This is a genomic window from Nonomuraea sp. NPDC049480 (assembly GCF_044465905.1).
In the GTDB taxonomy this organism is placed as follows: domain Bacteria; phylum Actinomycetota; class Actinomycetes; order Streptosporangiales; family Streptosporangiaceae; genus Nonomuraea.
The window spans coordinates 1044561-1068670 of the sequence record NZ_JBITMD010000001.1 but is presented as its reverse complement, the minus strand read 5'-3'; the positions used below and the strand labels follow the sequence as shown (position 1 = coordinate 1068670).

Sequence of the window (24110 nt, the reverse complement as noted above, 5' to 3'; positions counted from 1 at the left end):
CCTTTGGGGGGTTCTCACGGTGTCTGAATTCGACACAGTTCTGGTGGTCGACTTCGGCGCGCAGTATGCGCAGCTCATCGCCAGGCGGGTGCGCGAGTGCCACGTCTACTCCGAGATCGTGCCGTCGACGATGCCGGTCGACGAGATGATGGCCAAGAATCCCAAGGCGATCATCCTGTCCGGCGGCCCCTCCTCGGTCTACGCCGAGGGCGCGCCGCCTGTGCCGCAGGGGCTGTTCTCGACGGGCGTGCCCACGTTCGGCATCTGCTACGGCTTCCAGGCCATGGCCCAGGCGCTGGGCGGCAAGGTGGCCCGCACGGGCGTCGCCGAATACGGCGGCACCGCGCTCGAAGTGCTCGACGAGGGCGTCATCTTCGCCGGCCTGCCCACCGCCCAGAAGGTCTGGATGTCGCACGGCGACAGCGTCGCCGCCGCGCCCGAGGGCTTCACGGTGACCGCCTCGACCCGCGAGACGCCGGTCGCCGCCTTCGAGCACGTCGAGCGCGGGCTCTACGGTGTGCAGTTCCACCCGGAGGTCCTGCACTCCGAGCACGGCCAGACGGTGCTCAAGCACTTCCTCGACGCGGCCGGCTGCCGCCCGACCTGGACCATGCTCAACATCGTGGAGGAGTCCGTCGAGACCGTACGCCGCCAGGTCGGCGACGGCAGGGCCATCTGCGCCCTGTCCGGCGGCGTCGACTCCGCGGTGGCCGCCGCGATCGTCCAGCGTGCCATCGGCGACCGCCTGACCTGCGTCTTCGTCGACCACGGCCTGCTGCGCAAGGGCGAGGCCGAGCAGGTCGAGCGTGACTTCGTGGCCGCCACGGGCGTGAAGCTGCGCGTGGTCGACGCCTCCGACCGCTTCCTGAAGGCGCTGGACGGCGTCACCGACCCGGAGGAGAAGCGCAAGATCATCGGCCGCGAGTTCATCCGCGTCTTCGAGGACGAGCAGCGCGCCATCATGGCCGACGGCCCCGTGGAGTTCCTGGTCCAGGGCACGCTCTACCCCGACGTGGTCGAGTCGGGTGGCGGCACCGGCACCGCCAACATCAAGTCCCACCACAACGTCGGCGGCCTGCCGGAGGATCTGCAGTTCAAGCTGGTGGAGCCGCTGCGCGCGCTGTTCAAGGACGAGGTGCGGCGCGCGGGCGAGGAGCTCGGCCTGCCCGCCGCCATGGTCTGGCGGCAGCCGTTCCCCGGTCCCGGCCTCGGCATCCGCATCGTCGGCGAGGTGACCCGCGAGCGCCTGGAGCTGCTGCGGGAGGCCGACGCGATCGCCCGCGAGGAGCTCTCGCGCGCCGGCCTCGACCGGCAGATCTGGCAGTGCCCGGTGGTGCTGCTGGCCGACGTGCGGTCGGTGGGGGTGCAGGGGGACGGACGTACGTACGGCCACCCGGTGGTCCTGCGGCCGGTCACGTCGGAGGACGCGATGACGGCGGACTGGGCGCGGGTGCCGTACGACGTGCTGTCGCGCATCTCGACCCGGATCACGAACGAGGTCCGGGAGATCAACCGCGTGGTGGTCGACGTGACGAGCAAGCCCCCGGGCACCATCGAGTGGGAGTGACGTCATCAGGCCAGGACGAGTGCCGCGAGGACCAGGATCGAGCCGCCCATCACCACGGCGTGCCTGACGTTCTGGAGCCCGGGCATCACCCAGTGGGGAAAGCCGGTTCCGGCCGCGCGGATCATCGCCGGTACGTCGATGCGCTGAAGCATCGGGTCACCCTTGCGGGCAAAGGCGGCCTGTACGGACTTGACGGCGGTCAGCTGGCTGTACAGGATCAGCAGGTTCCCGGCGAGGACGAGCGGCTGGAAGACCCATGACAGCGTCTGTCCCCAGTCGTTGCCGGACACGTTGAGAACGGCCAGCGCGGTCAGGACGAGTGCGATCGAGACGGGGGCGTAGGTCTCATGGCCACTGGCGTCAAAGTTGATCTTGTTGTCGCGTAGCACGGTGGCGGGTACGCCCTGACGCTCCAGCTCCGCCTCGGCGGCCGCCTGTGCGCCGCGGCCGTAGCGGTGGCGTACCAGGGGGATGCTCACGAAGGCCAGGGCGATGAGCAACTGCAGTGCGGCGGCGAACGTCATCATGGAGGGGTCTCTCCTCATCGGTGCTCTTGGCTGGTTCTCGATGAGCAAGACGATGTCCGCGACCGCTGATCCCTGGCTGATGGCGTGCTGATATAGGCCCGCGATGGGTGTCAGGCCGGCTTTGTGGGCTTCCGACCCAGGGTTCCGGGTTGGCGGCGACGTGCGCGCCCGAGTACCCCGTCCCAGGGTGGACGGGGTGCTCGGGGAGGCCCGGAAACGCCACAACGGCCGGACACCACGAGGGCAGGGCGGTGTTCGGCCGTCGGCGGGTGTGTGGCTACGTCATCAGCACCTCCTGTCGCTGTTGATGCACTGAACTACCTGGTTCATGAGCTGCTTCGACATCACGAGGATGGAGCCGGCGTGGTCGGTGCTCGGCTTGTTCCGCTCGCTGGCGAGACTGTCGATCGCGAAGGGCACCTTCGTGCCCTCAGGTGCCGTGTTGGGCACGTCGTCATAGGCCAGCGTGATCCGCAGCTGCGGCACGGCCTCAGTGCCGCTCGGGCAGGCGCCGCTCTCGTCGGGGAAGACGAGGTGCGAGCGGTCGGCGCTGTCGATGTTCTCGCCGTCCCAGCAGCTCGGCATGTCGAAGATGCGGACCAGGTCGCTGCCGGCTGGGCAGATCGGATACTTGCTGGTCACGCGGTCGGTGGAGCCGGTGCAGGAGAACGACGCGCGGGCCTTCGCACTCCCCTTGGTCGCCGCTCTGGGGTCGCCGGACAGCATCCTGAGGAACTGCGGCGGCGTCGTGACCTCGGAGGTGGCGTTGCCGCGGTACTCCAGCCGCACCGACGACGGCTCTACAGGCAGTCCGGCATTGTCGCCCGGCGCGCCGATGGCGGAGTCGTCCCCGAGCACGCGCATGGTCGGCCAGAAGTAGGCGGACCGGTCCGCCTGGAGCTGGCAGGTGGTGTCCGCCTCGACCAGGCTCTCGTTGGTGGACAGGGCGTTGGTGGACATGTTGCCGACGTAGTCGTACTGGGACTGGGCACCGTTGGACACGCCCGGCGCCGTGAGGATGTTGTCGGCGTTGCTGTGCTCGTCACTGCTCGTCCCGCACCTGGAGACATACGTGCCTGTCGAGCCGTTCGCAGTTGCCTTCGGCTTCTTCGCGACCGGAACGTCCACGATCTTGAGGAAGTCGGCGGCTGACAGCTCACCCTTGTTCCCGTTGTCCTTGTTGTTGCCGTTATTTCCGTTGCCCCCGTTGCCGAGGGTGCACGCGGCCAGGTTGTCCAGGCCGGTCGGGCGTTCGGCGACCCGCTCGATGGCTATCGCGATGCGGTCGATGGCGGCGGTTCGTTTGTCGGCCAGTGGCTTGAGGATGGAGTTCTGGACGAAATCGCCTCCTTGGTCCGATGATCGGAGCAGCTTGTCGTTCGCTTCCTTGAGTTGTGTCTCCATCTGAGCGATGTTGCGGTCGACTTCGGCCTGTGCGTCGGCTGGGACCTCAGAGAGTTTGTCCTTCACGCTCGGGCACTCGATGGTTTGCGCGCCTCCCGAGGCTGCCGGGGTGGCGGTGCCGGATGGTGAGGCTGAGGCCGTGCCGGTTCCGGTGGCGGATGGAGATGGGGAGGCGGTGCCGGTTCCCGTGCTGGATGGTGATGGCGAACCGGTGCCGGCTGTGGCAGCTGGGTCGGCCGAGCCGCTGAGGGAACACGTAGCCAAGGAGTCCAGCCCGGTGGGGCGTTCGGCGACTCGGCCGATGGCTATCGCGATGCGGTCGATGGCGGCGCCTCGTTTGGAGGCGAGAGGCCCGAGGATGGCGTTCTGGACGAAATCAGTACCTCCTTGATCGGATGATCGGAGCAGCTTGTCGTTCGCCTCCTGGAGCTGTGTCTCCATCTGAGCGATGTTGCGGTCGACTTCGGCCTGTGCGTCGGCCGGGATCTCGGGAAGCTGGTCTTTCACGCTGGGGCAGACGATGGTCTCCGCCGCCGCTGTGCTCGCCTCGGCGGACATCGGCGCGACCGCGAGCGCGATGGCGATGCTCCCCCCTAGGGAAACCGCTCCTTTCCATGGTCTCAATCGCTTTCCCCCGAACAGGTTCCGCATCCGCTTCTCCTTCCGGTCTTATGACCCTGGGTGGGAAAGTCCGATCTTCGAGAGGTACGGGAGTGTTCATGGAACGGTTCAGACCGCTATCGCAAATGACGCCGACCGATTTACGGGATCGGGCGGTCGCTGACCCGGCAGCCGCGCGGGCGAGCAGGCCGGTCATCGGTCCAGCCGGCCTCCCGCGCCCAGGCCGTGTAGTGCAGGAACGTCCCCTCGGCGAGCCCTTCCGTGCTCTCCGCCGCGGTCGACGCATCGGCGACCAGGACGGTGCCGGTCCGTGAGTCGAGAATCGTGGTGTACCGCTCGGCCACTTCGTCGTCGGCGCCGAATTGGGCGGAGAACCCTTCGCTCTTCACGAACGCGACCGCGAGGCCCGGCCGCCCCAGCGGGTCGATGATCGGGCCGCCCACGTCGGTCGTCGGCAACTCGGCCAGGACCCGGAGCGCGGCCGCCCGGGCCGCGGGCCTGACCGGCATCTCCAGCAGGGACGATGCGCCGGACAGGAACTCCTCGAAGCTCTCGCGGCCCGGGTCCGCCTTCCAGTACGCCCGCAGCCGCTCGCGCAACTGGCCGGCGTCGGCAGGCAGCGCCGCCAACTCGGCGAGGGTAAGCTCAGCCAGCCGGCGGTCGCCGAACACGCCGCGCGGCTCGACAGCACGCGTGTACACGCACTCCGACGGCTCGGTACGCACCCGTACCTTCTCGCAGCTCTTCGCCGGCGTGCCGGGGGTGCACACCCGCTGGACCACGGATGGGGAACCGGCCGCGCGCCAGGCTCGTTCGTCGGCGGGCGTCGCGGGACGGGCATACTCCTTCCGGCTCCGCACCTGGACGGGGTCCTGCGGATCGCGCGGTTGCCAGAGGTCGACCCGCGAGGCGGACAGCAGGTTGAAGGTCTCGTCCCCGGCACGGACCCGTACGAGGCCGGCGTTGAGCAGCGGCCTGTGCCAGTACGCGCCGCTTTCGTCCGGCAGTCGCGCGACGTCGTCGGCGAGCCGGAGCAGGGTGTCCTTGCCGTGGGGAGGGACGAGCACGGTCGGCGGCACGGCGGCCAGGTTCGACACCAGGGTGATGACGGCGGTGACGACGGCGATCGTGGCCACGGCGGCGCCCACCGTCCAGCCCCGGAGTCTCCTGCCGGGGCGGGCGCGGCGCCGTACGGGCCGGTCCATGGCCGTGGAAAGCCGGGCGCGGGCCCGCTCGACCACCTTTTCCGAGGGCGGCGGCGCGTCGGGCAGGGAGCTCGCCAGGAGCTTCAGCTCATCCATGGTTCTCCTCCAGGGGGTTGACGTCGCCGAGTGCCTTGCGGAGCTGCTTGCGGGCGCGGTTGAGGCGGGAGGCGACCGTGCCTGCTGGGATCTTCAGCGCGGCGGCGACCTCGGCGTGGCTGAGGCCGCCCAGCGCGCTCAGCAGGACGACGTCCCGGTCCCCGCGGCTGAGCACGGCCAGCGCCCCCGCCAGCCTGCCGGTCAGCTCGCCCGCGGTCACCCTGGTCAGCGCGGCGTCCTCGTGACTGTGCTCAGGGCGCTCAGCCGTCCGGCTGAGCGCTTTCCATCTGCGGATCTCGGTACGGCGGTGGCGGGCGACGAGATGCGTGGCGATGCCGTAGAGCCACGGCCGCACCTGGCCACGCGAGGCGTCATAGCCGCCCCGGTACGCGGCCAGGAACACCTCGGCGGCCAGGTCGTCGGCGACGTCGTCGGACAACCGCCTGGCGATGTAGCGGTGGATCTCGGCGAAGTACGCGTTGAAGATCTGCTCGAAGCCGGCCCGAAGATCGGGCGGGTCGACCAGGTCGGATGGTGCGGCCATGCGGGCAACTCCGCTGGGTGGATGAACGGTGGACGCCCCTTCTTGCCCGCAGCCCCGCGATGCTTTCACGCGGAGCCCGATTCCCGGCGCGGCGCCGGGAGAGACGGTTCGCGCCGCCACCTGCCCGTGCGCAGTCGCCGCAGGTGAAAGACGTCGGGCAGGCCGAGGGCCCTACTGCTCCTTGCGCTCGACCGGCTCAGTCACGGGCTCTGGCTCTGGCTCGGCCGGCTCAGGGACGGGCTCTGGTTCGGGCTCGGCAGGCTCATGGACGGGCTCGGGTTCGGCCGGCTCAGTCGCGGGCTCGGGTTCTGGTGCGGATTCGGGCGGGGGCGTGGGCTCGGGTGCGGGTTCCGGCCGCGGCGGTCGTACCAGGTGCCAGCCCCGCCGTACGAGCCGCACCACGAGAACCCCCGCACTCGCCAGGAGCAACGGCACCAGCAACGCCCCGATGAAGATCGGCGAGGCCATGTACCGGAAGTCCTGCGCCGAGATGTTGGCCATGATCGCCAGTTGCTGCCCGGCGACCACGGCCGCCACCCCGATCACGTACCGGTTCCGCCGCGCCAGCGCCCCCAGCGCCACGGCCAGGTACGACAGGTACGCCCACGACGCCCCCCGCCACAACACCCAGTCGTACTCGGGAGCCAGCGCCGCCGTCAGCCACGGATCGGCCACCTGGTTCAGCTCCAGCGACAGCGGTCGCAGGGAGTACACCCACCGCCCGGGGAAGTCGGGCACCGCGTCCGGGCCGACATAGCTGTCCGCGGTCGGCCGGCGCGAGAAGCGGTACGTCGCCCCGCCCGTCATCAGCGGGTCCTGCACGGGCTTCCAGGCGATCGCCCCCCGGCAGAGCCGGGCGTCGACGATCAGCCGCGGCTGCTCGACCAGCAGCCGTTTCCACAGGTCGAGCAGCTCGCCGGCGTGCGCGTCGGCCTGCTGCCAGCTGAAGTCGCTGCGCCAGATCAGCGGGTTGATCGTGTAGCAGGTCCCGCCCCACCACCACCGGGTCAGCGGCGCCACCGACGCCATGAGCGCCTTGTCCCGGTCGCTGAACAGGTCGGGACGGTCCCGGAACGCCACCGCGATGTCCCCGAACGCCGTGTGGTAGACGTACGTCTTCGACGGGGCGGCGATGCCGGCCTGGGGGAGCACCAGGTTCGTGAGCGCGAGCGGCAGGGCCGCCACGAACGTGCCGACGAGCAGCAGGCGTACCCGCATGGTCTTGACGATCAGTACCAGCGCGACCACGGCCACGCCCGCGACGAGGAAGCCGTTCGCGCGGAACAGCCCGAGCGCCAGCAGCAGTGTCCCGAACCCGGCCAGCCCGGGCCCCGTCACCCGGCGTCTGGCCGCGAACCGCGCGCACACCCCGGCGACCGCCACCACGCAGATCGTGAACGGCACGTCCTTCCACAACGTGACCGAGAACGCCCCCACGGGAGGGGCCAGCGGCAGCAGCACCGCCACCGCCGTGGTGAGCTTGCGCGGGGCGCCGAGCGCTTTGAGCGACTGCGCCAGAAATGTCAGCGCTCCCGCCATGGCCGTGGTCTGCGCGAACGTGACGGCGCCCAGATCACCGGTCTTGGTGAAGCTCAGCCACAACAGCGCGTCGTAGAGCACCGAGTGATCGCTCACCCAGGGGCCGACGACGGTGTGGCTCAGGTAGAGGACCGAGTCGCGGCTGAACAGCCCAGGGTAGAAGGCCGCCCACCAGCACCCGAGCACCGCCTGGATGATCAGGAAAGTCGCCAGCGCGACCCACGGCCTGGGCTTCCTGTCGCTCCCCATATCTCCAATCAGACCGTCTAGAAGTAGCTCACCCCGGGCTTCGGCCCTTTGCCGCCGAGCAGTGTCGGCACTGTGACGAGGTGATAGCCGCGCTTCTTGAGCTCTTTGACGATAGCGGGCATGGCCTTCACGGTCGCCGGGACCGTGTCGTGCATGAGGATCACGCCGTCGCGCTTGGCGAGCCTGAGAACGGCCGCCTTGATCTTCTTGGCGTCACGCAACTGCCAGTCGAGCGTGGTGCCCGTCCACAGCACCTGCGCGAGCTCGTTCTGGTCGGCCACCGCCAGCACCCGGTCGCTGGTGTGGCCGTAGGGCGGCCGGAACATGGTCGGCTGCTGCCCTGTGGCCTGCTGGATGATCTCCTGGGTGGTCCTGATCTCTTCGACGATCTCGTCCTCGAGGAGAGTCGGCAGCGAGGCGTGCGAGTACGTGTGGTTTCCGATCGCATGCCCCTCCGCCACCGCCTGCGCGGCGATTTCGGGACGCTGCTCCACCCGTTTGCCCACCAGGAAGAAGGTCGCCTTCGCCCCGGCCCGCTTCAGCGTCTTGAGCAGGGCGGGCGTGGTGGCCCCCGGGCCGTCGTCGAACGTCAGCGCCAGGCATTTCACCCGGGAGCAGTCGATCTTCGCTTGTACGGTGGTCGCGGGTATGGGGGTCAGGGCCAGCGAGGCCGCGAGTAAGGCTTGAATCACCACAAACGACAGCCTAGGGCCAAGAGCGGGCGGCCGATGTCGCGGGCCGGGCTCACTTCCCCAACCGCGCGTGAAGGAACAAGGTGACGCCTTTGAGCGATGTGACCGGCAGATACCGCTCGGCCAGGACGACCGCCGACAGTCCCACGTTGATCAGGGCGGGCAGCTTGCGCAGGTCGCTCCCCTTGGAGCGGCGCCGGTGCCACACCACGAGAGGCCGAAGGAGGACGTTCCAGCTCCAGATCCGGTCGACCCGCAGCCCGGCCTTCTCGACGACCTCGGTGAGGGAATCACGGTAGTAGCGGCGGACGTGGCCGACGGCGTCGTCATGGGGCGACCAGAGTGACATGTCGCACGGCACCGCGATCAACGTGTGCCCGCCCGGCGCCAGCACCCTGGCGATCTCCTCGGCGACCAGGTAGTCCTCGCGGATGTGCTCCAGCACGTCGAACGCGGTCACCAGGTCGACGCTGCCGGACTCGAACGGCAGCGCCCGCGCGTCCGCCTGGACGGCGTTGACGCCGCGCTGCCTGGCCAGCTCGACGGCCGTCTCGCTGGTGTCCGTCGCCGTCGCGTCCCAGCCCGCCTCGGTCAGCACCCGGGTGTTCCCGCCGCCGGCGGCGCCGATGTCCAGAGCCCGGCCGGGACGGCCGAGCGCGCGCAGCTCCCTGCGCAGGATGGCCCGGCGCTCGCGGTACCACCAGTGGGTGTCCTCAAGCGTGACGAGGCGGCGGATCTCTGTGGTTTCCATGGCGTGTATCAGTTCCTTGTGCGGGAGAAGACCCAGCGGTCCAGTGCGGTGAAGCGGATCACCGTGAGCAGGCAGTACGTGGTCACGACGGCGCCCACCTCGGCCAGGCGCCCGCCGCCCGGCGGCACCGTGAGGACGGCCATGGTGGTCAGCACATAGTTCGCGACGAAGAGCACCGCCGCGCGGAAATGCACGGTGGTCCGCCGGACCCGGCCGAACGTCCACCGGTGATTCGCTTCGGTATTGATGATTCCGGCGATGACGAGCGCGCCCAGATTCGCCGTCGCCGGCGCCCAGAATTCACGCAGCGGGAAATAGACGACTGTGTACAGGACGACGGGGAGAACGCCTATCGCGGCGAACGAGGCGAATTTCGCCAGCGTCACCGCCCGCGGCCTGGCCACGACCGCGTCCGGGTGCCGCGGGGTGGGCTCCGACCGCGTCACCGCGACCCCGGCCCGGCACGTCGACATCGACCAGGCGACCCTGGCCAGGCCCTTCAGGTCGTCGATCGCGGTCCTGACCACGCGTACGCGCGAGTCAACGTCCTCGATCCAGTCGACCGGCACCTCGTGCACCCGCAGCCCGTTGTGCTCGGCCAGCAGGAGCAGCTCGGTGTCGAAGAACCAGCCGTCGTCCTCGATCTTGTCCATGAGCGGCCGCACCACGTCGGTCCTGGCCGCCTTGAAGCCGCACTGGGCGTCGCTGAACCCGGCGCCGAAGCCGTACCTGAGCAGGACGTTGTAGGCCCGCGACACCACTTCGCGGCGCAGTGAACGACGGGTGCGCGCGCTGTGCGCCAGCCGGGTGCCGATGGCGATCTCCGAGTGGCCGCTGGCCACCGCCGCGACCAGCGGGAACAGGGCGTCGAGGTCGGTCGACAGGTCGACGTCCATGTACGCGACGATCTCGGCGGGGCTGTCCCGCCAGGCCGCGCGCAGCGCCGCGCCCCGCCCGCGCACGTCGATCCTGCGGGCGTGCACACGGTCGAACTCCCCGGCCAGCGCGGTGGCGACCGGCCAGGTGGCGTCGGTGCTGCCGTTGTCCACGATCGTGATGCGCCACGGCAGCGGGAAGCCGCCGTCGAGGAAGTCGGCCAGCGTACGCACACAGCCGGGCAGCGCGCGCTCCTCGTTGAGCACCGGGATGACGATGTCGACACTCGCCGTGCCGAGGACGCGGGGGGCCGGCTCCATGGCGGCACGCGTGTCCATAGATTCCCTGATCCTTTGCCTGTGGCCGTACGTCCAGGGAAATGTTGCTGGGGCCGTCCAGCAGGGCGCGTGCTGTTTTTCCTCGCCATTCCATGAGCGGGCGATACTTTTACTTCGGGGCGAGCTCGTAAACGGAAGAGGTGGTGTTACGGAACCGGAGCGTGGCGAATTTCTCCAGCTCCTGGTTCGGCCCGGTGAAGAGCCATTTGACGCGGTATTTCCGGGCGAGGCTCTGGACGTTCTCCGCCGTCGGCGCCGCGAACACCGCGTCGTTCGCCGCCAGCCGCGCGGGATCCGCGAACGGCACCTCGAGGTACGACATCGTGAACAGCTCCGCCCGCGACAGCGTGCTCTCGGCGTACGCCCATCCCTCGACCAGCACCCGCCGCTCGGTGAACCCGGACACCCAGTAGTGCCTGCTGTCGCACTTGCGCGGCGTGCGGAGGCGGCAGTGGAGATCGGTGGCCACCACGTCGCCGGGCGACGAATGGTCGCGCAGCCACCTTCCGGCCTCCAGCGCGCCGTCGGGGATCAGCCTTTCGCCTCCCTGCTGCTCGGGCTGCTCCGGCGTGGCGTGCGCGACCACGTCGCGGACGGAAGCCGGGACCGCGTACCCGGCCAGCAGCGCCACCACCGCCAGCACGGTCCCGCGCCACCACAGCACCGCCGCCACGACCCCGAGCACCAGGTACGGCAGCACGACCCGCTCCAGGGCGCCCCCGGACACCTCGGCCTGGGCGGCCACCACGGCCGCCCCCGCCCCCACCGCCGTCCAGGCCCACGGCACCCGCCGCCCCATGACCCCGCACACGGCCGCGATCGACAGGTAGGGCCGGGCACCCTCCAGGAAGTAGAGCTGCGATTCGGACGGATGCCCAAGCACCACGGCCGCGCCGACCCCCGCGACCCCTATGCCGAGCAGCAGGAGCATCGGCGGCTCCAGTATCCGCCGCCACCCGAGCCCGGCCACTCCACCCCACACGCAGAGCAGGCAGAACAGGTGCACGAGGGCCAGGACGATCACCGGGGCAAGGGACGCGGTGGCCAGCTCCGGCATCCGGATGCCGGCCACCTGGCCCCAAACAGCCCGCATCGTCGCGAACGGCGCGACGGCCGTCCCCTGGGCGCCCCGACCGAACACCACGAACTGCGCGATCAGCAAGCACGCCAGCGTGACCCCGGCGGCGGCCGGCCACCTGTCCGGAGGCCGCCGCTCCACGACCCACCGCACGGCCACCACGACCAGCAGCCCCGCCAGCAGCAACGGCAGGAACGTGGCCTTCCCCCCGGTGAGCGCCAGCAGCAGCACGACCAGCGCCACCCATCCCCGAGACCGGCCGACGAGCAGCAGCACCACGGGCGCGAACAGCACCGCCCCGAACGTCTGCGTGGGACTCGCCCACGCGGTGAACATCGACCGCGACGTGAAGATCACGCCCTCCTGCAGAACCGGGCTGAACAGGAAGTACGTCACCCCGACCGCCGCCGCCCCCGTCCCCCAGCGCCCGCCGATCCGCCGCCCCAGCACCGCCACCAGCACGACCAGGGCGGCCGTCATCGGCAGCGTGGACAGCCGGTAGACCAGCGTCACCGGCTCGATCCCGGTGACCCAGCTCGTGGCGGCCATGTCGGCGTAGACGAACCAGTGGTAGGAGAGCGGCTCGCCCAGCACGGACGGCAGCGTCGGCGGCATGTGGTGCTTGACCTCGCCGACCAGCGCCAGGTGGTACGGCATGTCCACGTACGCGCTCGCGATCGGCACCCGGTACAGGAAGAGCGCGCTCCACGTGATCAGGTATCCGACCACTCCGGCGAGCACCCAGGCACACCACCCGGGCATCCGCTCCTTGACGGCCGCGCCCCGCCAGTGCCGCCGCAGCCCCGGCACGCCCGCGAACGCGCCGATCACGACGAGGGGCGGGACGAGCACCAGCAGCGGCAGCCCTGCCGCCCTGGCGGGGATGTAGGCCAGGACCTCGACCGCGTACCCGAGCGCCAGCCCCGCCGCGACGTCCTCGGCCACCGACCTGCCACCCCCGGTCAGCGCCCGCCACAGCAGTGTCCCGGGCAGCGCCACCCCGACCCCGGCGTACGCCGCGAAGGCGGCCAGATCACGCGGCGAGACCCCGCACCACAGGAACACGACCACCGCGGCCACGCCCACCGTCGCGGCGGGCAGCCACCCCAGGCCGATCCGCCGGCCAGGAGACCGCTCCGGATGGACGCATGTGTGCTCCGCGGAGGCGATCGTCATCGGGCGGGGGTCAGGGAGAGCGATGTCATCGGATCACGGTCACCAGGCGCGTGAACTCGGCCGGAAGATCGACCCCGTCCCACACCCGATGGAAGCTCAACGCGCTGCCCACCGGGACCATCCGATCCACCCCCCGCCCCGCCAGCTCCCTGGCCAGCTCTTCCAGCTCGGAGCGCCCGAACCCGAAATGCGTCATCGTCTGATCCCGCCGCTCGATCAGCGGCGCCAGCTCCGCGAGCGACCCGAGCCTGGCGTGCGCGAACGTCCCGGCGCCCAGCCAGCGCCTCGGTGCGGCGGCCGCGGCCGCCAGCGTCACGTCGGCCAGCGCGTTCCCCCGGAACTCCACGCGCTGCGCCACCCCGTCAGCGGCCAGCCCGTACGTGGAGACCCGCTTCTCCACGGCCATCGCCGCGTCGACGCCCCACCCGCGCACGGTCACCACCCGGGACACGTGATCGGTGAAGTCGGCCCGCGCCGCGTCGCAGTCACCCGCCGCGCCCACCCAGAACACGGTCCGCGGCGATGAGCACGCCGCCTGGTCGAACCAGTAGGTGTCGTTGACGAACCCCTCCGCCACGGTCGCCCGCGCCGCCCGCGGCGCGCACAGCCAGGCCGCCGCGCACACGACGGCGAACGAGGAACGATCGGGGAAGACCAGGTCACGGGCGTGCGGTGAGAGCGGGTGCCGCCGGATGTCCCGCACCGTGCCGTCCCCACCCCAGATCACCCGCAGATCGCAGGCCGCGGAGAGCGCGGCGGTGACGGCGTCGTCGGAGCGGTCGTAGGAGACGATCCGCTGAGTCTCACCGACGACGGGATCGGCGTCGGCGAGCGCCTCGTGCAGCGTCTCCACGATCACCTCGGCGACCGGGCCGGAACGCGCCGAGAGGCGTACGACGTTGCGGTTGCCCACCAGGGCCGACAACGCCCAGGAGTAGACGAAGACCGTGTCCACGTTCGCGGGCGGGAGGTGGAAGACCAGGCCGCGCGGGACGCGTACGTGCTCGCCGGCCAGCCCGTCCACCGTGCGGGCCAGCTCGCTGGGACGCAGGAAGAAACCGAGCGATCCGAGCTCGGGATGCCGCCGCGCCAGTGCCGGCCGCAGCAGCCGCTTCCCGAACGCCGCGAGGAACGCGCGCACCCGCTCGTCCCCGACCTCCAGTGAGTCGCCCCGCACCTGCGCCAGCAGCGCTTCGGCAGACGTGGCGCCCGCGGCGGGAAACCGCACCCGCACCGCGGCGGCCGAAGAGATCGCCTCGTCCGGCATCAGCCCTGCCCCATGGTGTCGCTACAGCCCCGTGCCTCCGCCCGCGGCAGCCTGCCGAGGACCTCGAACCGCTTCCCCGGCCAGGCCCCGTCGTCGACGCCGCGCACCACGCCCAGATCCTCGGTCAGCAGCACATGGCCGGGATATGACGTGGGCAGCGTGCTGACCACCTCGATCAGCCCCGGCACGCCGTGCGGCGCCTCCTGCCAGGTCTCCGGATCCCGGATCACGACGTCGGCGAAATCCGGGCAGTAGAGCCCATCCCCGTCGGGGCCCTCCAGAAAGACCGTCCCGATCTGCTCGACCATCCCGTAGAAGTTGTGGATCTCGGCCAGCCCGCACTCGTCCGCCAGCCGCCGCCGGAACTCGGCGTTGTCCACCGCCTGCTCGGCCAGCCGCTTCCAGCCGCCGGAGTGGATCAGCACCCCCTGCGACAGATCCGCGCCCAGCTCCCGCAGGCAGAGCCAGACCATGAACGTGAACCCGAAGATCAGGAACCGCTCGCCTCCGTGCCGCGCCAGGAAACCCTTGACCGCCTCCGCGTCCACCCGCCCCTGCTCGTCCAGCACGAACGTGTGATCCCTGCCGAAGTTCATCATCCCGAGCACGCCCGCTCCACGAGCGCTCAAGGCCGGGTCGCGTACCACGGAGCGGCTGTCCACGACCAGCATCGGCAGCCGCCGTTCGCCCAGCACCACCCTGAGCGTCGCCGCCAGCATGCGGGTCTGCGCCGCGGCCGCCTCCCGATCGAGGTAGATCCTGCTGGGCCGCTGCCCGGTGGTCCCGCTGGAGGTCAGCACCCGGAACACCTGTTCCTGCGGCACGCTGCGCAGCTCGTGCGTCTTGAACAGCCGCACCGGCAGCCATGGCAGATCCGTCAGCCGCCGGTAGGGCGGCGCCGCCCCGGTCGCGTCGAGAATGCGCTGGTACGGGAGGCACGCCGCCCGATGCCGCTCGGTCAACGCGGCCAGCTCGGGAACCAGCTCCGCCTCCCGCTCGGCCGCACCCAGCGTGAACACGCTCACCCGACGCCTCCGCGTGCTTCCAGAGCCCGGTAGTCGACCTTGCCGGTGGCCAGCAGCGGCAGCCGGTCGATGCCGCGGACGTCGAAACCGCTCCAGTGCACCCGCAGCTCGGCCCCCAGCCGCCGCGCCAGCCCCGCGCACCCGGCCGCGTCCAGCCCCTCGGCCCACACCGTCACCCGGTCGTCCCCGCTGGTGGCCGCCACAGGTCCGGAGCCGCGCAGCAGGCGCTCCACGTCGTCCAGGTTCACCCGAACGCCGAAGATCTTGGCGATCCGTTTGAGGCGTCCCGTGATGTACAGGAATCCCTCGGAATCCAGCCGCCCGAGATCCCCGGTACGCAGCACCCCGCCCAGATCGTCCCCCCGGGCCAGGTCCGCGGCCGTCTCCGCGTATCCCAGCATGACGTTGGGCCCGTGGTAGACGACCTCGCCGTCCTCGACGTCCAGCCGCCCCCCGGGAACGGCCACCCCCGCCGAGCCCGGCTTGTCGGCGAGCCGGTCCGGGGGCAGGACGGCGATGCGCGCGGTGGCCTCCGTCTGGCCGTACATGACGAAGAACCGGTCCGCCTTCGCCGAGAACTCCGTGACGAGCTCCGGGCTGAGCCGCCCGCCGGCCTGGGTGAGCGTGGCGATCGTGGGATGCTCGGCCCGGTCGTAACGCAGGCGGCGCAGCATTGCGTACTGGTAGGGGACGGCGGCCAGCGACGTGCACCGGTGCGCGTCCAGATGCGTCCAGAACGACCGCTCCAGCAGCCCCGCCTCCGTCAGCACCACGGTCGCGCCCGCCGCCAGGTGGCTGTTGAGCACCGACAGGCCGTAGCTGTAGTGCAGCGGCAGGCTGGTGGGCGCGATCTCGCCGGGAGTGATCGACAGCGCCGAGGCGATGGCCGCGGCGTTGGCCAGGACGGCCCGGCGCGACAGGCGGACGAGCTTGGGGTTGCCGGTCGAGCCGGACGTGGCGAGCAGGACGGCCAGGTCGGGATGCGGGTCGGGCGTGTCGCGACGCGGCGGCGGCGAGCCGTCGGTGGCGTGCGTGAATCCGAGCAGCGCGGCCGGCCGGAACCTGCCCGTCAGGTTCGCCAGCGTCCCGGCCGGCAGGTCGGGGTCGAGCAGCGCGATCGGCCGGCCGGACTGCCAGGCGGCGAGGTAGCGCAGCACGGACGCCAGATTGCTGCGCATGCCGCAGAACAGCGGCCCAGGCCGCAGCCGGGCCATGGCCTCCGCCGTGCGCGCGACGCGGCCGGCCAGCTCGTCGCCGCCGAGGCCCGTCGATTCTCCGGCGACGACGAGCCGGGCCTGTGGGTGCGGGAAGATCATGGGACCAGCCCGCCGTCCACACCGAGGACCTGGCCGGTGATGAAGCCCGCGTCAGGCGAGAGCAGGAACCCGATGGCGGCCGCCACGTCATCGGGCCTGCCGAGGCGGCCGAGCGGGGTTCCCGCGATCGTGGCGGCGCGGGCCTCGTCGTCGAGCGTGGCGAGCAGGTCCGTCTCGATGTAGCCGGGGGCCACGGCGTTGACCCTGATCCCGGCGGGGCCCAGCTCCTTGGCGGCGGCCAGGGTGAGTCCGATGACCGACGCCTTGGTCGCGGAGTAGACCGTCTGGCCTGGCCCGCCGGCGCGGCCCATGATCGAGGAGACGAGCACCACGGCCGGATGCGTGCCCCGGCGCAGCAGCCTGAGCGCGGCCTGCAGGGTGTGCGTCGCGCCCACCGCGTTGACCTCGAACAGCCGGCTGATCGTCTCGTGACGGACCATGCCGAGCAGGCCCGCGGCGTGGATGCCCGCATTGATCACGAGCGCGTCGAGCCGGCCGTGCCGCTGGTAGATCTGCCGCATCATGGCCGAGACGAGAGCGGGATCCGCCACGTCGCCGTGGACGGAGTCGGCCGGCCCGCCGGTCTGCGCCGTCACCTCGGCGGCGGCCTTCGCGGCACGCTCCTCGTCGCGGCCGTGGACCACGACGACATGCCCGGCCGCGGCCAGCCGCACCGCGACCGCCCTCCCGATGCCCGCCGTCGACCCGGTGACGAGGACGACGCGGGACTCAGACGGCGGCGGCGCCGATGCCATGCTTCTCCAGCAGCTCGGCCGCCTTCGCGAACGAGCTCATGTCGATCATCTCGTCAGTGTCGATCATGATGGAGAACTCGTCCTCCATCGCGGCGATCAACGCCATGTGCGCCAGCGAGTCCCACTGCGGGACGGCGCGGTATTCGAGGCCGTCGACGTCGGTGTCGGCGGGAAGGTTGAGCGTCCTGCGGAAGACGGCCCGCAGTCGATCGAGATGACTCATGGCGATCACTCACTCTCTGTCCTCAATCAGGAACCGATTGTAGCGGCATTTGGCGAGCCAGGAGAAACCCAGCCCCCGCCGTGAGTAATGGAACCGTATAACGGCGAGTGAGGCATGTTCGGGGCTGGGAATGTCGGATGGGGCGCGGCAACCGCTACAGGGGGAATGATGGACGAATCCAATCACTGGTACGGGCACTCCCGCATTCTCGGCGCATACTGCGGGATGCCGGAGGAGGTGCCGAAGCGAATCCAGGGCTTCCTCCAGCATGGATGGAACTATCTCCACGGATTTCCCCCGAACGACCACTGGTGCAGTCCCGGTTATCCCCGTTTTGTCTGGTCTGACGTGCTGCGCCGCCGGGGCTGGTCGATGAGCCGCAGAGGACACTATCTCATCGGCGCGCCCTGGATTTATCTCCTTTCCCTGGAGCCGGAACTGGGTGTGACGGCGAAACGCGAAGGTACGATCTGGTATCCCTTTCATGGGTGGGAGAAGCATTCCGTCAACGGGGACCACGCGCGGCTGGCCGACGAAATCCGAAATGTCGAGACTGGTCCGGTCACCGTCTGCCTCTATTGGCTGGAATTCGCGAATCCGGACATTCGGCGGGCGTACGAATCGAGGGGATTCCGGGTCATCTGCCATGGCGATCGCGGATCCCGCTGGGACGGCAAGGGGCGCGACTTCCTGCGCAAGCAGCTGATCCAGCTACGGCGTCACCGCAGGGTGGCCTCCAACCGGCTCGGCAGCGCGGTGTTCTACGGCGCCTCGGTGGGGTGCGAGGTCGCCGTGTACGGGGACCCGATGCAGTTCGAGGACGAGCGCCCCGAGTACGGCGGCACGGCGCGCCGGATGCGGCTCTGGCCCGAGCTGCACGGCACGCGCGTCGATCCCGAGGTGGCGGCCGAGGTGGCGCGGCGCGAGCTGGGATTCGAGTATCAGGCGACACCGGAGGAGCTACGGCGAATGTTCGGATGGAAGAGGGTGCGGGACCTGTGAATGAGGCACCCGGGAATGTCCGGTTGATTGGCGGCGAAATGCTGCTGTGGTCGGACATGTCCAACATGGGGGGCATCACGGACTGGCGGGGCGCGGCGCTGGAGCTGATCAGGCGGATGCTGCCGGCGAGCGGCAGGGTGCTGCTGGCCGGGCCGCATCCGCAGGCGGTGGTGGACGAGGTGGCCGCCCACGCCCCTTCGGCGGCCGTGCTGCTGCGCTCCTACCCGGATGCCTGCGCCCTCGGCGAACGCCACCCGGGGCTGGACGTCCACTGCGGGCGGCTGGAGGTGTTCGCGGCCGATGAGCCGTACGACCTGGTGCTGGCGCTGGACGGGTTGCGGCGCACGCACTCCGCCGAGGCGCCCGCCGCTGCCTGGATCGAGTCGCTCGACGCCCTGGCCGCCCTCGTCGCGCCCGGCGGGCGGCTCGTCCTCGGCGTACACAACGACCTGGGTGTGGACCGCTTCCTCGAGGCCCGGCCCGCCGACCGGGACGGCGGCGACGACCAGTGGGCGCCGCACGGCTTCGACCCCAGTTACCCCGGCGGACCCGGGGCGCTGGACGCCGGGCTGGAGTCGGCCGGGCTGATGGTGCAGCGGTGCTACGCGGCCTATCCTGGCCGGCAGGCGCCCCGGGCGTTGCTCGCCCGCGAGGCCCTGGCCTTCGACCTGCCGGACGCGCTCACGTTCCCGCTGAGCGCCGGGGACGGCGACCGCATGCTGGTGGCCGACCCGCTCCACCTGACGCGCTCGGTGTTCCGGCACCGCCTGGGCGAGGAACTCGCCCCCTTGTGGCTCGCCGTGGCCACCCGCCCGCCGCTGCTCACGAAGACCCCGAACCCGGCGCCGACGGACGAGCACGCGGACGCCGCCACGGCCCACGACCAGCCCACCGCCGCGATCCCGCCGCACGACGAGGACGCGGACGGGGTCACGCCGGCGGCGGAGCGGGTGCCAGGCGAGACGACCGGGGCGGGGGCGGATGAGCCGGCGGAGGCGACGTGCCCGGCCAACGGAGGGGAACTGCCGTTGGGCCTCATCGAGGAGGGCCCCACCGTGTACGAGCTCACCCGCGCCGGGCTCAAACAGCTCCCCGACGGCGCGGAACGCCCGGTCCCCACCGGCCGGGTCGTCGAGGAGATCCTCGTCGAGGCGTGTGCCCGCGAGGACGTGAAGACCGTCCGCGACCTGCTCTCCGACCTGGCCGCCTGGCTGGAGGAGGGCGGCGACCCCACGGCCGCCACCGACGGCCTGGTGTACGACGGCGAGCGGTTCACCGCCGTCACCCCGCCGGCCGCGGCGACGTTCACGTCCCCCGGCCCCCGGATCGTCCTGTGCAGGATCCTGTGGCGGTTCGCGGTACGGCTGCAGGCGGCAGGTCACCACCACCCGTGGCCGTGGCCGCTGGAGGCGGACCAGCTCACGCTGACTCTGTGCGGCATGGCCGGCCGCCCCTGTGACCCCGGCGACCTCGACCTGGCCCGCAAGCTGGACGCCGAGCTGGGCCGACCGGCCGAGCCGGGCGAGCAGGCGCCGACGTACCGCGACCTGCTGGGCGCCCGCGACCGCCTCGCCGACCAGCTCACCGCGGCCCTGGCACGCATCGCGCGCCTGGAGACGAAGCTCACCTACCGGGAGCGCGAGCTGGTCCGGGCGACGGCGAAGCTGCGCAGGACGCAGCGCAAGGCCACCGCCTTCCGCAGGACGCTCGGGTACCGGCTCTCGCGCCGCCTGGTCCGCCCGGGCAAGGTCGCCCGCAAGGTCTTCCGCCTGCTGTCCGGCTGACGAATCCGCTCGCTGCCCGGCCGATGAAGAGGAGCACCTGTGCCGGTTCTTTCGGTGATCGTCCCGTTCCACAACGTCGAGAAGTACATCGGACCCTGCCTGGACTCCGTCTCCGCCCAGACCCTGAAGGATCTGGAGGTGATCTGCGTGGACGACGGAAGCGACGACGGCGGCCCGGCCGTCGTCCGCTCCAGGCAGGAGGACGACAGCCGGATCGTCCTCATCAGACAGGACAACCAGGGCGTGGGATGCGCCCGCAACGTCGGCGTACGCCGCGCCCGCGGACGCTACCTGGCCTTCGTGGACGGAGACGACACGGTGCCGCCGGACGCGTTCGCCCGGCTGGTGTCCTCACTCGAAGCCTCGGGCTCCGACCTGGCCTGCGGAAACGTCATGCGCCTGCATCGGAACCTGCTGATCCGGTCGTGGGCGCACCGGGAGGCGTTCGCCAAGCCGATCAAGGGCACCCACATCACCCGCCATCCGTTGCTGATCCGCGACCGCATGTTGTGGAACAAGGTCTACCGCCGCTCCTTCTGGGACGGCCTCGGCCTGAGCTTCCCCGAGCGCATGTACGAGGACCAGCCCGTCGCCATGGCCGCCCACGTCGGGGCGCGCTCGGTGGACGTGCTGGCCAGGATCGTCTACCACTGGCGCCAGCGCGACGAGCCGGGCGCCTCGATCACCCAGCGCAGACTGGAGCCGGGCAACCTGCGCGACCGCCTCCTGTCGGTCCTGGAGACGGCGGACCTGTTCGCCTGCCGCGCGCCGCGTCTCAAACCGGACTTCGACCGCGAAACGATGGACATCGACATGAGCGTCGCGGTGGAGGCCGTTGCGGCGCTGGGCGAGTCGGCGGATCCGGGGCTGATCGATCTGATCGTCCGCTATCTCGACGGCGTGTCGCGCGAGGCGTGGCTGAGTGTCCCGTTCGCGCATCGGCTCCAGGTGCACCTGCTGCACGGGCGCCGCCTGGCCGAGTTGGCCGACGTCCACGCCCGGGCCCGCGACGGCCGGCTGCGGCCCCGCGTGAGCCCGGCCGGGTTCCTGCGCAGGCGCTGGTACGGCAGGCATCCGGGGCTGCCGGGGCACCTGTCCGACGTCTCGGCCGAGCTGGAGCTGTCGGCCCGGCTGGTGGATCTCGGCTGGCGTGACGGCGTGCTCGCCGGCGCCGGTCGGGTGGGCGTCGGCGGCTTCGACGTCAGCGCGCTGCGCCGCGCCCGCGTACGCGTCTGGCTGGCGGAACGCGGGACCGGCGAGACCGTGCAGCTGTCCGACGAGGAGTCCGCGCCCGCCTGGGAGAGCGTGGAGGAGGAGGACGGCACCCGGCTGCCCCAGCACGTGTTCCCGTTCGCGTTCGCGTTCGACCCGGCGATGTTGTCGCCCGCCCAGCTCGCCAGGCGCGGCCACTGGGACCTGCGGCTCCAGCTTCGGGGCCAGGGGCTGCGGCTGGACGGCAAGGTGGGCGGGCCGCGGTGGCTGCCGCCGCCGATCCCGGCGCCGCGCCGCAGGTCGGGCGTGTGGCTGGTTCCGGTACGCAGGCCCAAGGGCGCCTGGGGCCTGCGGCTGCGTACGGCGGAGGCGATCATCGGGGCGTGCCGGATGGACGGCGGTGACCTGGTGTTCTCCGGAGAGATGTCCGACGTCGGCGACGGCGAGCCGGTGCTGCGGCTGCGACGCAGGAGCGACGGCGAGGAGATGTACTTCCCCGTGACGCTGGCGGGCCGGGAGTTCCACGCCCGGGTGCCGCTGGCCGGCATCGACGAGAGCGTCGGCGACGAGTCGTTGTGGGAGGTCGTCATCGATCAGGGCAGGGCGCTGCGGCCGCTGGTGCGCGCCCGCCAGTGCGCCGTCGCGACGGTCGCCGACCGGCGTTTCCTGGTGGACCGGGGCGAGGACGGCTGCCTGCTCCTGGCCGAACGCTAGGCCAGGATCCCCGCCAGCGTCTCGACGACCCGGTCCTGCTGGGCGTCGGTGAGGTCGGGGAACAGCGGCAGCGACAGCTCCTCGGCGTAGTACGCCTCCGCCAGCGGGCAGAGCCCGCGCCGGTAGCCGAGGTCCTCGAACACCGGATGCCGGTACGCCGGAAGGTAGTTGACCTGCACGCCGATGCCCGCCGCGCGCATGCGCTCGTAGACCTCGCGCCGCCGCCCGTCGCGTATCCGCACCGGATAGAGGTGCCAGCTCGGGGACACGTACGCCCGCTGCGCCGGAAGCGTCAGCCCGGGCACGCCGCCCAGCAGCGCGTTGTAGCGGGCCACCAACTCCCACCTGCGCGCCCGGAAGCAGGCCAGCCGGCGCAGCTGGCTGAGGCCGAGCGCGCACAGCACGTCGGGCAGGCGGTAGTTGAGCCCGAACTCGTGCACCTCCTGGTGCCAGCCGCCCACGTCCGGCTCGCGCTGCTCGGCGGGGTCCCTGACCAGGCCGTGGTTCCTGAAACGGGCCGCCCGCAGATGCAGCTCCGGGCCGGCCGCGGCCACCGCGCCGCCCTCGGCGGTGGTCACGGTCTTGGTCGGGAAGAACGAGAACGTCGTCAGGTCCGCGAGCGCCCCCACGGGCCGGTCCTTGTACGCGGCCCCGATCGAATGCGCCGCGTCCCCTATCAGCACGGCGCCGGCCCGGCCGGCGGCCGCCCGCAGCTCGTCGTAGTCGGCGGGATGGCCCGCGTAGTCCACCGCCGTGATCGCCCTGGTGCGGCAGCCGGCCAGCGAGGCCACGGCGTCGGGGTCGAGGTTGCCGGTGTCGGGCTGCACGTCGGCGAAGACCACCCGCGCCCCGAGCAGCGCGGCCGTGGCCGCCGTCGCCACGAACGTCAGCGGCGACGTGATCACCTCGTCGCCCGCGCCCACCCCGGCCGCGACGTAGGCGACGTGCAGCGCCGCCGTGCCCGACGTGACCGACACGCACGGGACGCCGCCCGTCCAGCGGGCCAGCTCCGCCTCGAACGCGGCCACCGCCGGTCCGGTGGTCAGCCAGTCGCCGCGCAGCACCTCGGCCACCGCCTCGACGTCGGACTCGGCGATCGACTGCCGCCCGTAGGGGAGCATCAGCCGGCCACCATGCCACGCAGGTCGTCCACCGACAACCACTGGTCGTTGGTGTCGGAGCGGTAGGAGAAGCCCTCCGGCAGCAACTCGCCGGTCTGCGGCGGCGCATAGCCCCAGGTCGCGATCGTGGGCTGGACCACGAAGCGGTCGGCCAGCCGCAGTGTCCTGCGGCCGTCGTCGGGGCCGATCATCTCCTCGTGCAGCTTCTCTCCCGGCCGGACGCCGATCTCGTAGATCGAGCTCCGTGGCGCCAGGGCCTCGGCCAGGTCGGTGATGCGCATGCTGGGGATGCGCGGCACGTACAGCTCGCCGCCCCGCATCAGGTCGAACGAGTCGACCACGAACCGCACCGCCTGGTCGAGCGTGATCCAGAACCTGGTCATGCGCTTGTCGGTGATCGGCAGGCTGTCGCCCTGCGCGGCCAGGCGCAGGAACAGCGGCACCACCGAGCCCCTGCTGCCGACGACGTTGCCGTAGCGGACCACGGCGAAGCGGGTCTCGTGCGCGGCGGCGTAGTGGTTGGCCGAGACGAACAGCTTGTCCGCCACCAGCTTCGTGGCGCCGTACAGGTTGATCGGGCTGGACGCCTTGTCGGTGGAGAGCGCGACCACCTTGCGCACGCCGCAGTCGATGGCGGCCTCCACGACGTTCTGCGATCCGCCGACGTTGGTGCGGACGTACTCGAACGGGTTGTACTCGGCCGTGTCCACCTGCTTGAGCGCGGCCGCGTGGACGACGTGGTCGACGCCGTGCATGGCGCGGGTCAGGCGGTCACGGTCCCTGACGTCGCCGATGAACCAGCGCAGCCGCTCGTCGTCGCCGAAGAGCTGCCGGGTTTCGTACTGCTTGAGCTCGTCGCGGGAGAAGACCACCAGGCGCCGGACCCCGAGGGAGTCGAGCGCGTGGCGGATGAACGCCTTGCCGAACGACCCCGTCCCCCCGGTTATCAAAATCGACGATCCACTGAGAATGCTCACGTGGCCCCCCTGAAGTCGCGTGCCGGGCGGTAGCATAGCGCGATCGACCAA

20 protein-coding genes are annotated in these 24110 nt (G+C 71.1%); 4 read left to right on the top strand and 16 right to left on the bottom strand.

What is annotated here, in order from left to right:
- Nucleotides 1-19 precede the first annotated feature (19 nt).
- The gene (gene guaA, locus ACIBX3_RS04970) at nucleotides 20-1567 is read left to right on the top strand and encodes a glutamine-hydrolyzing GMP synthase (protein ID WP_397113176.1); all 1548 of its coding nucleotides are present in this window, start codon (nucleotides 20-22) and stop codon (nucleotides 1565-1567) included.
- A 5-nt stretch (nucleotides 1568-1572) separates the two neighbouring features.
- On the opposite strand, the gene ACIBX3_RS04965 is transcribed toward guaA, so the two are convergent.
- The 14 genes from ACIBX3_RS04965 to ACIBX3_RS04900 form a co-directional block, all read right to left on the bottom strand.
- Nucleotides 1573-2094 (bottom strand): hypothetical protein, encoded by a 522-nt coding sequence (locus tag ACIBX3_RS04965; RefSeq protein WP_397113174.1) that lies wholly within the window; start codon nucleotides 2092-2094, stop codon nucleotides 1573-1575.
- 285 nt (nucleotides 2095-2379) lie between these two features.
- Nucleotides 2380-3498, bottom strand: a complete 1119-nt coding sequence (locus tag ACIBX3_RS04960) for a DUF1996 domain-containing protein (protein ID WP_397113172.1) — start codon at nucleotides 3496-3498, stop codon at nucleotides 2380-2382.
- A gap of 761 nt (nucleotides 3499-4259) precedes the next feature.
- On the bottom strand, nucleotides 4260-5420 hold the full coding sequence (locus tag ACIBX3_RS04955; RefSeq protein WP_397113170.1) for a CU044_5270 family protein: 1161 nt from the start codon (nucleotides 5418-5420) through the stop codon (nucleotides 4260-4262).
- Complete coding sequence (locus tag ACIBX3_RS04950) at nucleotides 5413-5964, bottom strand: RNA polymerase sigma factor (protein ID WP_397113168.1); 552 nt, start codon at nucleotides 5962-5964, stop codon at nucleotides 5413-5415. The genes ACIBX3_RS04955 and ACIBX3_RS04950 overlap by 8 nt, the downstream gene beginning before the upstream one ends.
- A gap of 171 nt (nucleotides 5965-6135) precedes the next feature.
- Nucleotides 6136-7752 carry a hypothetical protein gene (locus tag ACIBX3_RS04945; RefSeq protein WP_397113166.1) on the bottom strand — a complete coding sequence of 539 codons (1617 nt, stop codon included), beginning with the start codon at nucleotides 7750-7752 and terminating at the stop codon, nucleotides 6136-6138.
- Between the two features lie 17 nt (nucleotides 7753-7769).
- Entirely contained in the window at nucleotides 7770-8447 is a 678-nt protein-coding gene (locus ACIBX3_RS04940; protein ID WP_397113164.1) for a polysaccharide deacetylase family protein, read from the bottom strand.
- A gap of 49 nt (nucleotides 8448-8496) precedes the next feature.
- Nucleotides 8497-9195, bottom strand: a complete 699-nt coding sequence (locus ACIBX3_RS04935) for a class I SAM-dependent methyltransferase (RefSeq protein WP_397113162.1) — start codon at nucleotides 9193-9195, stop codon at nucleotides 8497-8499.
- Between the two features lie 8 nt (nucleotides 9196-9203).
- A complete protein-coding gene (locus tag ACIBX3_RS04930) occupies nucleotides 9204-10409 on the bottom strand; it encodes a glycosyltransferase (RefSeq protein WP_397113160.1) in 1206 nt (401 codons plus the stop codon).
- A 109-nt stretch (nucleotides 10410-10518) separates the two neighbouring features.
- Entirely contained in the window at nucleotides 10519-12663 is a 2145-nt protein-coding gene (locus ACIBX3_RS04925; RefSeq protein WP_397113158.1) for a hypothetical protein, read from the bottom strand.
- Nucleotides 12664-12688: 25 nt separating this feature from the next.
- Nucleotides 12689-13930, bottom strand: coding sequence for an acyl-CoA reductase (locus ACIBX3_RS04920; RefSeq protein WP_397113156.1), 1242 nt, complete (start codon nucleotides 13928-13930; stop codon nucleotides 12689-12691).
- Nucleotides 13930-14955 carry an acyl-protein synthetase gene (locus ACIBX3_RS04915; protein WP_397113154.1) on the bottom strand — a complete coding sequence of 342 codons (1026 nt, stop codon included), beginning with the start codon at nucleotides 14953-14955 and terminating at the stop codon, nucleotides 13930-13932. Before ACIBX3_RS04915 ends, ACIBX3_RS04920 begins: the two co-directional genes overlap by 1 nt.
- Nucleotides 14952-16271, bottom strand: a complete 1320-nt coding sequence (locus ACIBX3_RS04910; protein WP_397113152.1) for an AMP-binding protein — start codon at nucleotides 16269-16271, stop codon at nucleotides 14952-14954. Before ACIBX3_RS04910 ends, ACIBX3_RS04915 begins: the two co-directional genes overlap by 4 nt.
- Nucleotides 16268-17026 (bottom strand): SDR family NAD(P)-dependent oxidoreductase, encoded by a 759-nt coding sequence (locus ACIBX3_RS04905; protein WP_397113150.1) that lies wholly within the window; start codon nucleotides 17024-17026, stop codon nucleotides 16268-16270. Before ACIBX3_RS04905 ends, ACIBX3_RS04910 begins: the two co-directional genes overlap by 4 nt.
- Nucleotides 17001-17249, bottom strand: a complete 249-nt coding sequence (locus tag ACIBX3_RS04900; RefSeq protein WP_397113148.1) for an acyl carrier protein — start codon at nucleotides 17247-17249, stop codon at nucleotides 17001-17003. Before ACIBX3_RS04900 ends, ACIBX3_RS04905 begins: the two co-directional genes overlap by 26 nt.
- Before the next feature lie 168 nt (nucleotides 17250-17417).
- Here ACIBX3_RS04900 and ACIBX3_RS04895 point away from each other — a divergent pair, with 168 nt between their 5' ends.
- The 3 genes from ACIBX3_RS04895 to ACIBX3_RS04885 are packed head-to-tail and all read left to right on the top strand — an operon-like array spanning nucleotide 17418 to nucleotide 21961.
- Nucleotides 17418-18251, top strand: a complete 834-nt coding sequence (locus ACIBX3_RS04895; protein ID WP_397113146.1) for a hypothetical protein — start codon at nucleotides 17418-17420, stop codon at nucleotides 18249-18251.
- A 38-nt stretch (nucleotides 18252-18289) separates the two neighbouring features.
- Nucleotides 18290-20035: a hypothetical protein gene (locus ACIBX3_RS04890; RefSeq protein ID WP_397113144.1), complete on the top strand. Its 1746-nt coding sequence runs from the start codon at nucleotides 18290-18292 to the stop codon at nucleotides 20033-20035.
- A gap of 39 nt (nucleotides 20036-20074) precedes the next feature.
- Complete coding sequence (locus ACIBX3_RS04885) at nucleotides 20075-21961, top strand: glycosyltransferase family 2 protein (protein WP_397113142.1); 1887 nt, start codon at nucleotides 20075-20077, stop codon at nucleotides 21959-21961.
- Here the strand turns inward: ACIBX3_RS04885 and ACIBX3_RS04880 are convergent.
- On the bottom strand, nucleotides 21958-23082 hold the full coding sequence (locus tag ACIBX3_RS04880; protein ID WP_397113140.1) for a DegT/DnrJ/EryC1/StrS family aminotransferase: 1125 nt from the start codon (nucleotides 23080-23082) through the stop codon (nucleotides 21958-21960). The two genes, ACIBX3_RS04885 and ACIBX3_RS04880, sit on opposite strands and share 4 nt — an antisense overlap.
- Entirely contained in the window at nucleotides 23082-24059 is a 978-nt protein-coding gene (pseB, locus tag ACIBX3_RS04875; protein WP_397113138.1) for a UDP-N-acetylglucosamine 4,6-dehydratase (inverting), read from the bottom strand. Before pseB ends, ACIBX3_RS04880 begins: the two co-directional genes overlap by 1 nt.
- Between the last annotated feature and the right edge of the window lie 51 nt (nucleotides 24060-24110).

Coding starts and splice junctions, on each gene's coding strand:
- ACIBX3_RS04910 (WP_397113152.1), bottom strand. CDS start 16,271: ATGATCTTCCCGCACCCACAGGCCCGGCTCGTCGTCGCCGGAGAATCG.
- ACIBX3_RS04895 (WP_397113146.1), top strand. CDS start 17,418: ATGGACGAATCCAATCACTGGTACGGGCACTCCCGCATTCTCGGCGCA.
- ACIBX3_RS04890 (WP_397113144.1), top strand. CDS start 18,290: ATGCTGCTGTGGTCGGACATGTCCAACATGGGGGGCATCACGGACTGG.
- ACIBX3_RS04900 (WP_397113148.1), bottom strand. CDS start 17,249: ATGAGTCATCTCGATCGACTGCGGGCCGTCTTCCGCAGGACGCTCAAC.
- ACIBX3_RS04920 (WP_397113156.1), bottom strand. CDS start 13,930: ATGCCGGACGAGGCGATCTCTTCGGCCGCCGCGGTGCGGGTGCGGTTT.
- ACIBX3_RS04945 (WP_397113166.1), bottom strand. CDS start 7,752: ATGGGGAGCGACAGGAAGCCCAGGCCGTGGGTCGCGCTGGCGACTTTC.
- ACIBX3_RS04930 (WP_397113160.1), bottom strand. CDS start 10,409: ATGGACACGCGTGCCGCCATGGAGCCGGCCCCCCGCGTCCTCGGCACG.
- ACIBX3_RS04880 (WP_397113140.1), bottom strand. CDS start 23,082: ATGCTCCCCTACGGGCGGCAGTCGATCGCCGAGTCCGACGTCGAGGCG.
- ACIBX3_RS04925 (WP_397113158.1), bottom strand. CDS start 12,663: ATGACGATCGCCTCCGCGGAGCACACATGCGTCCATCCGGAGCGGTCT.
- ACIBX3_RS04935 (WP_397113162.1), bottom strand. CDS start 9,195: ATGGAAACCACAGAGATCCGCCGCCTCGTCACGCTTGAGGACACCCAC.
- ACIBX3_RS04950 (WP_397113168.1), bottom strand. CDS start 5,964: ATGGCCGCACCATCCGACCTGGTCGACCCGCCCGATCTTCGGGCCGGC.
- ACIBX3_RS04905 (WP_397113150.1), bottom strand. CDS start 17,026: ATGGCATCGGCGCCGCCGCCGTCTGAGTCCCGCGTCGTCCTCGTCACC.
- ACIBX3_RS04960 (WP_397113172.1), bottom strand. CDS start 3,498: ATGGAGACACAACTCAAGGAAGCGAACGACAAGCTGCTCCGATCATCG.
- ACIBX3_RS04965 (WP_397113174.1), bottom strand. CDS start 2,094: ATGATGACGTTCGCCGCCGCACTGCAGTTGCTCATCGCCCTGGCCTTC.
- ACIBX3_RS04955 (WP_397113170.1), bottom strand. CDS start 5,420: ATGGATGAGCTGAAGCTCCTGGCGAGCTCCCTGCCCGACGCGCCGCCG.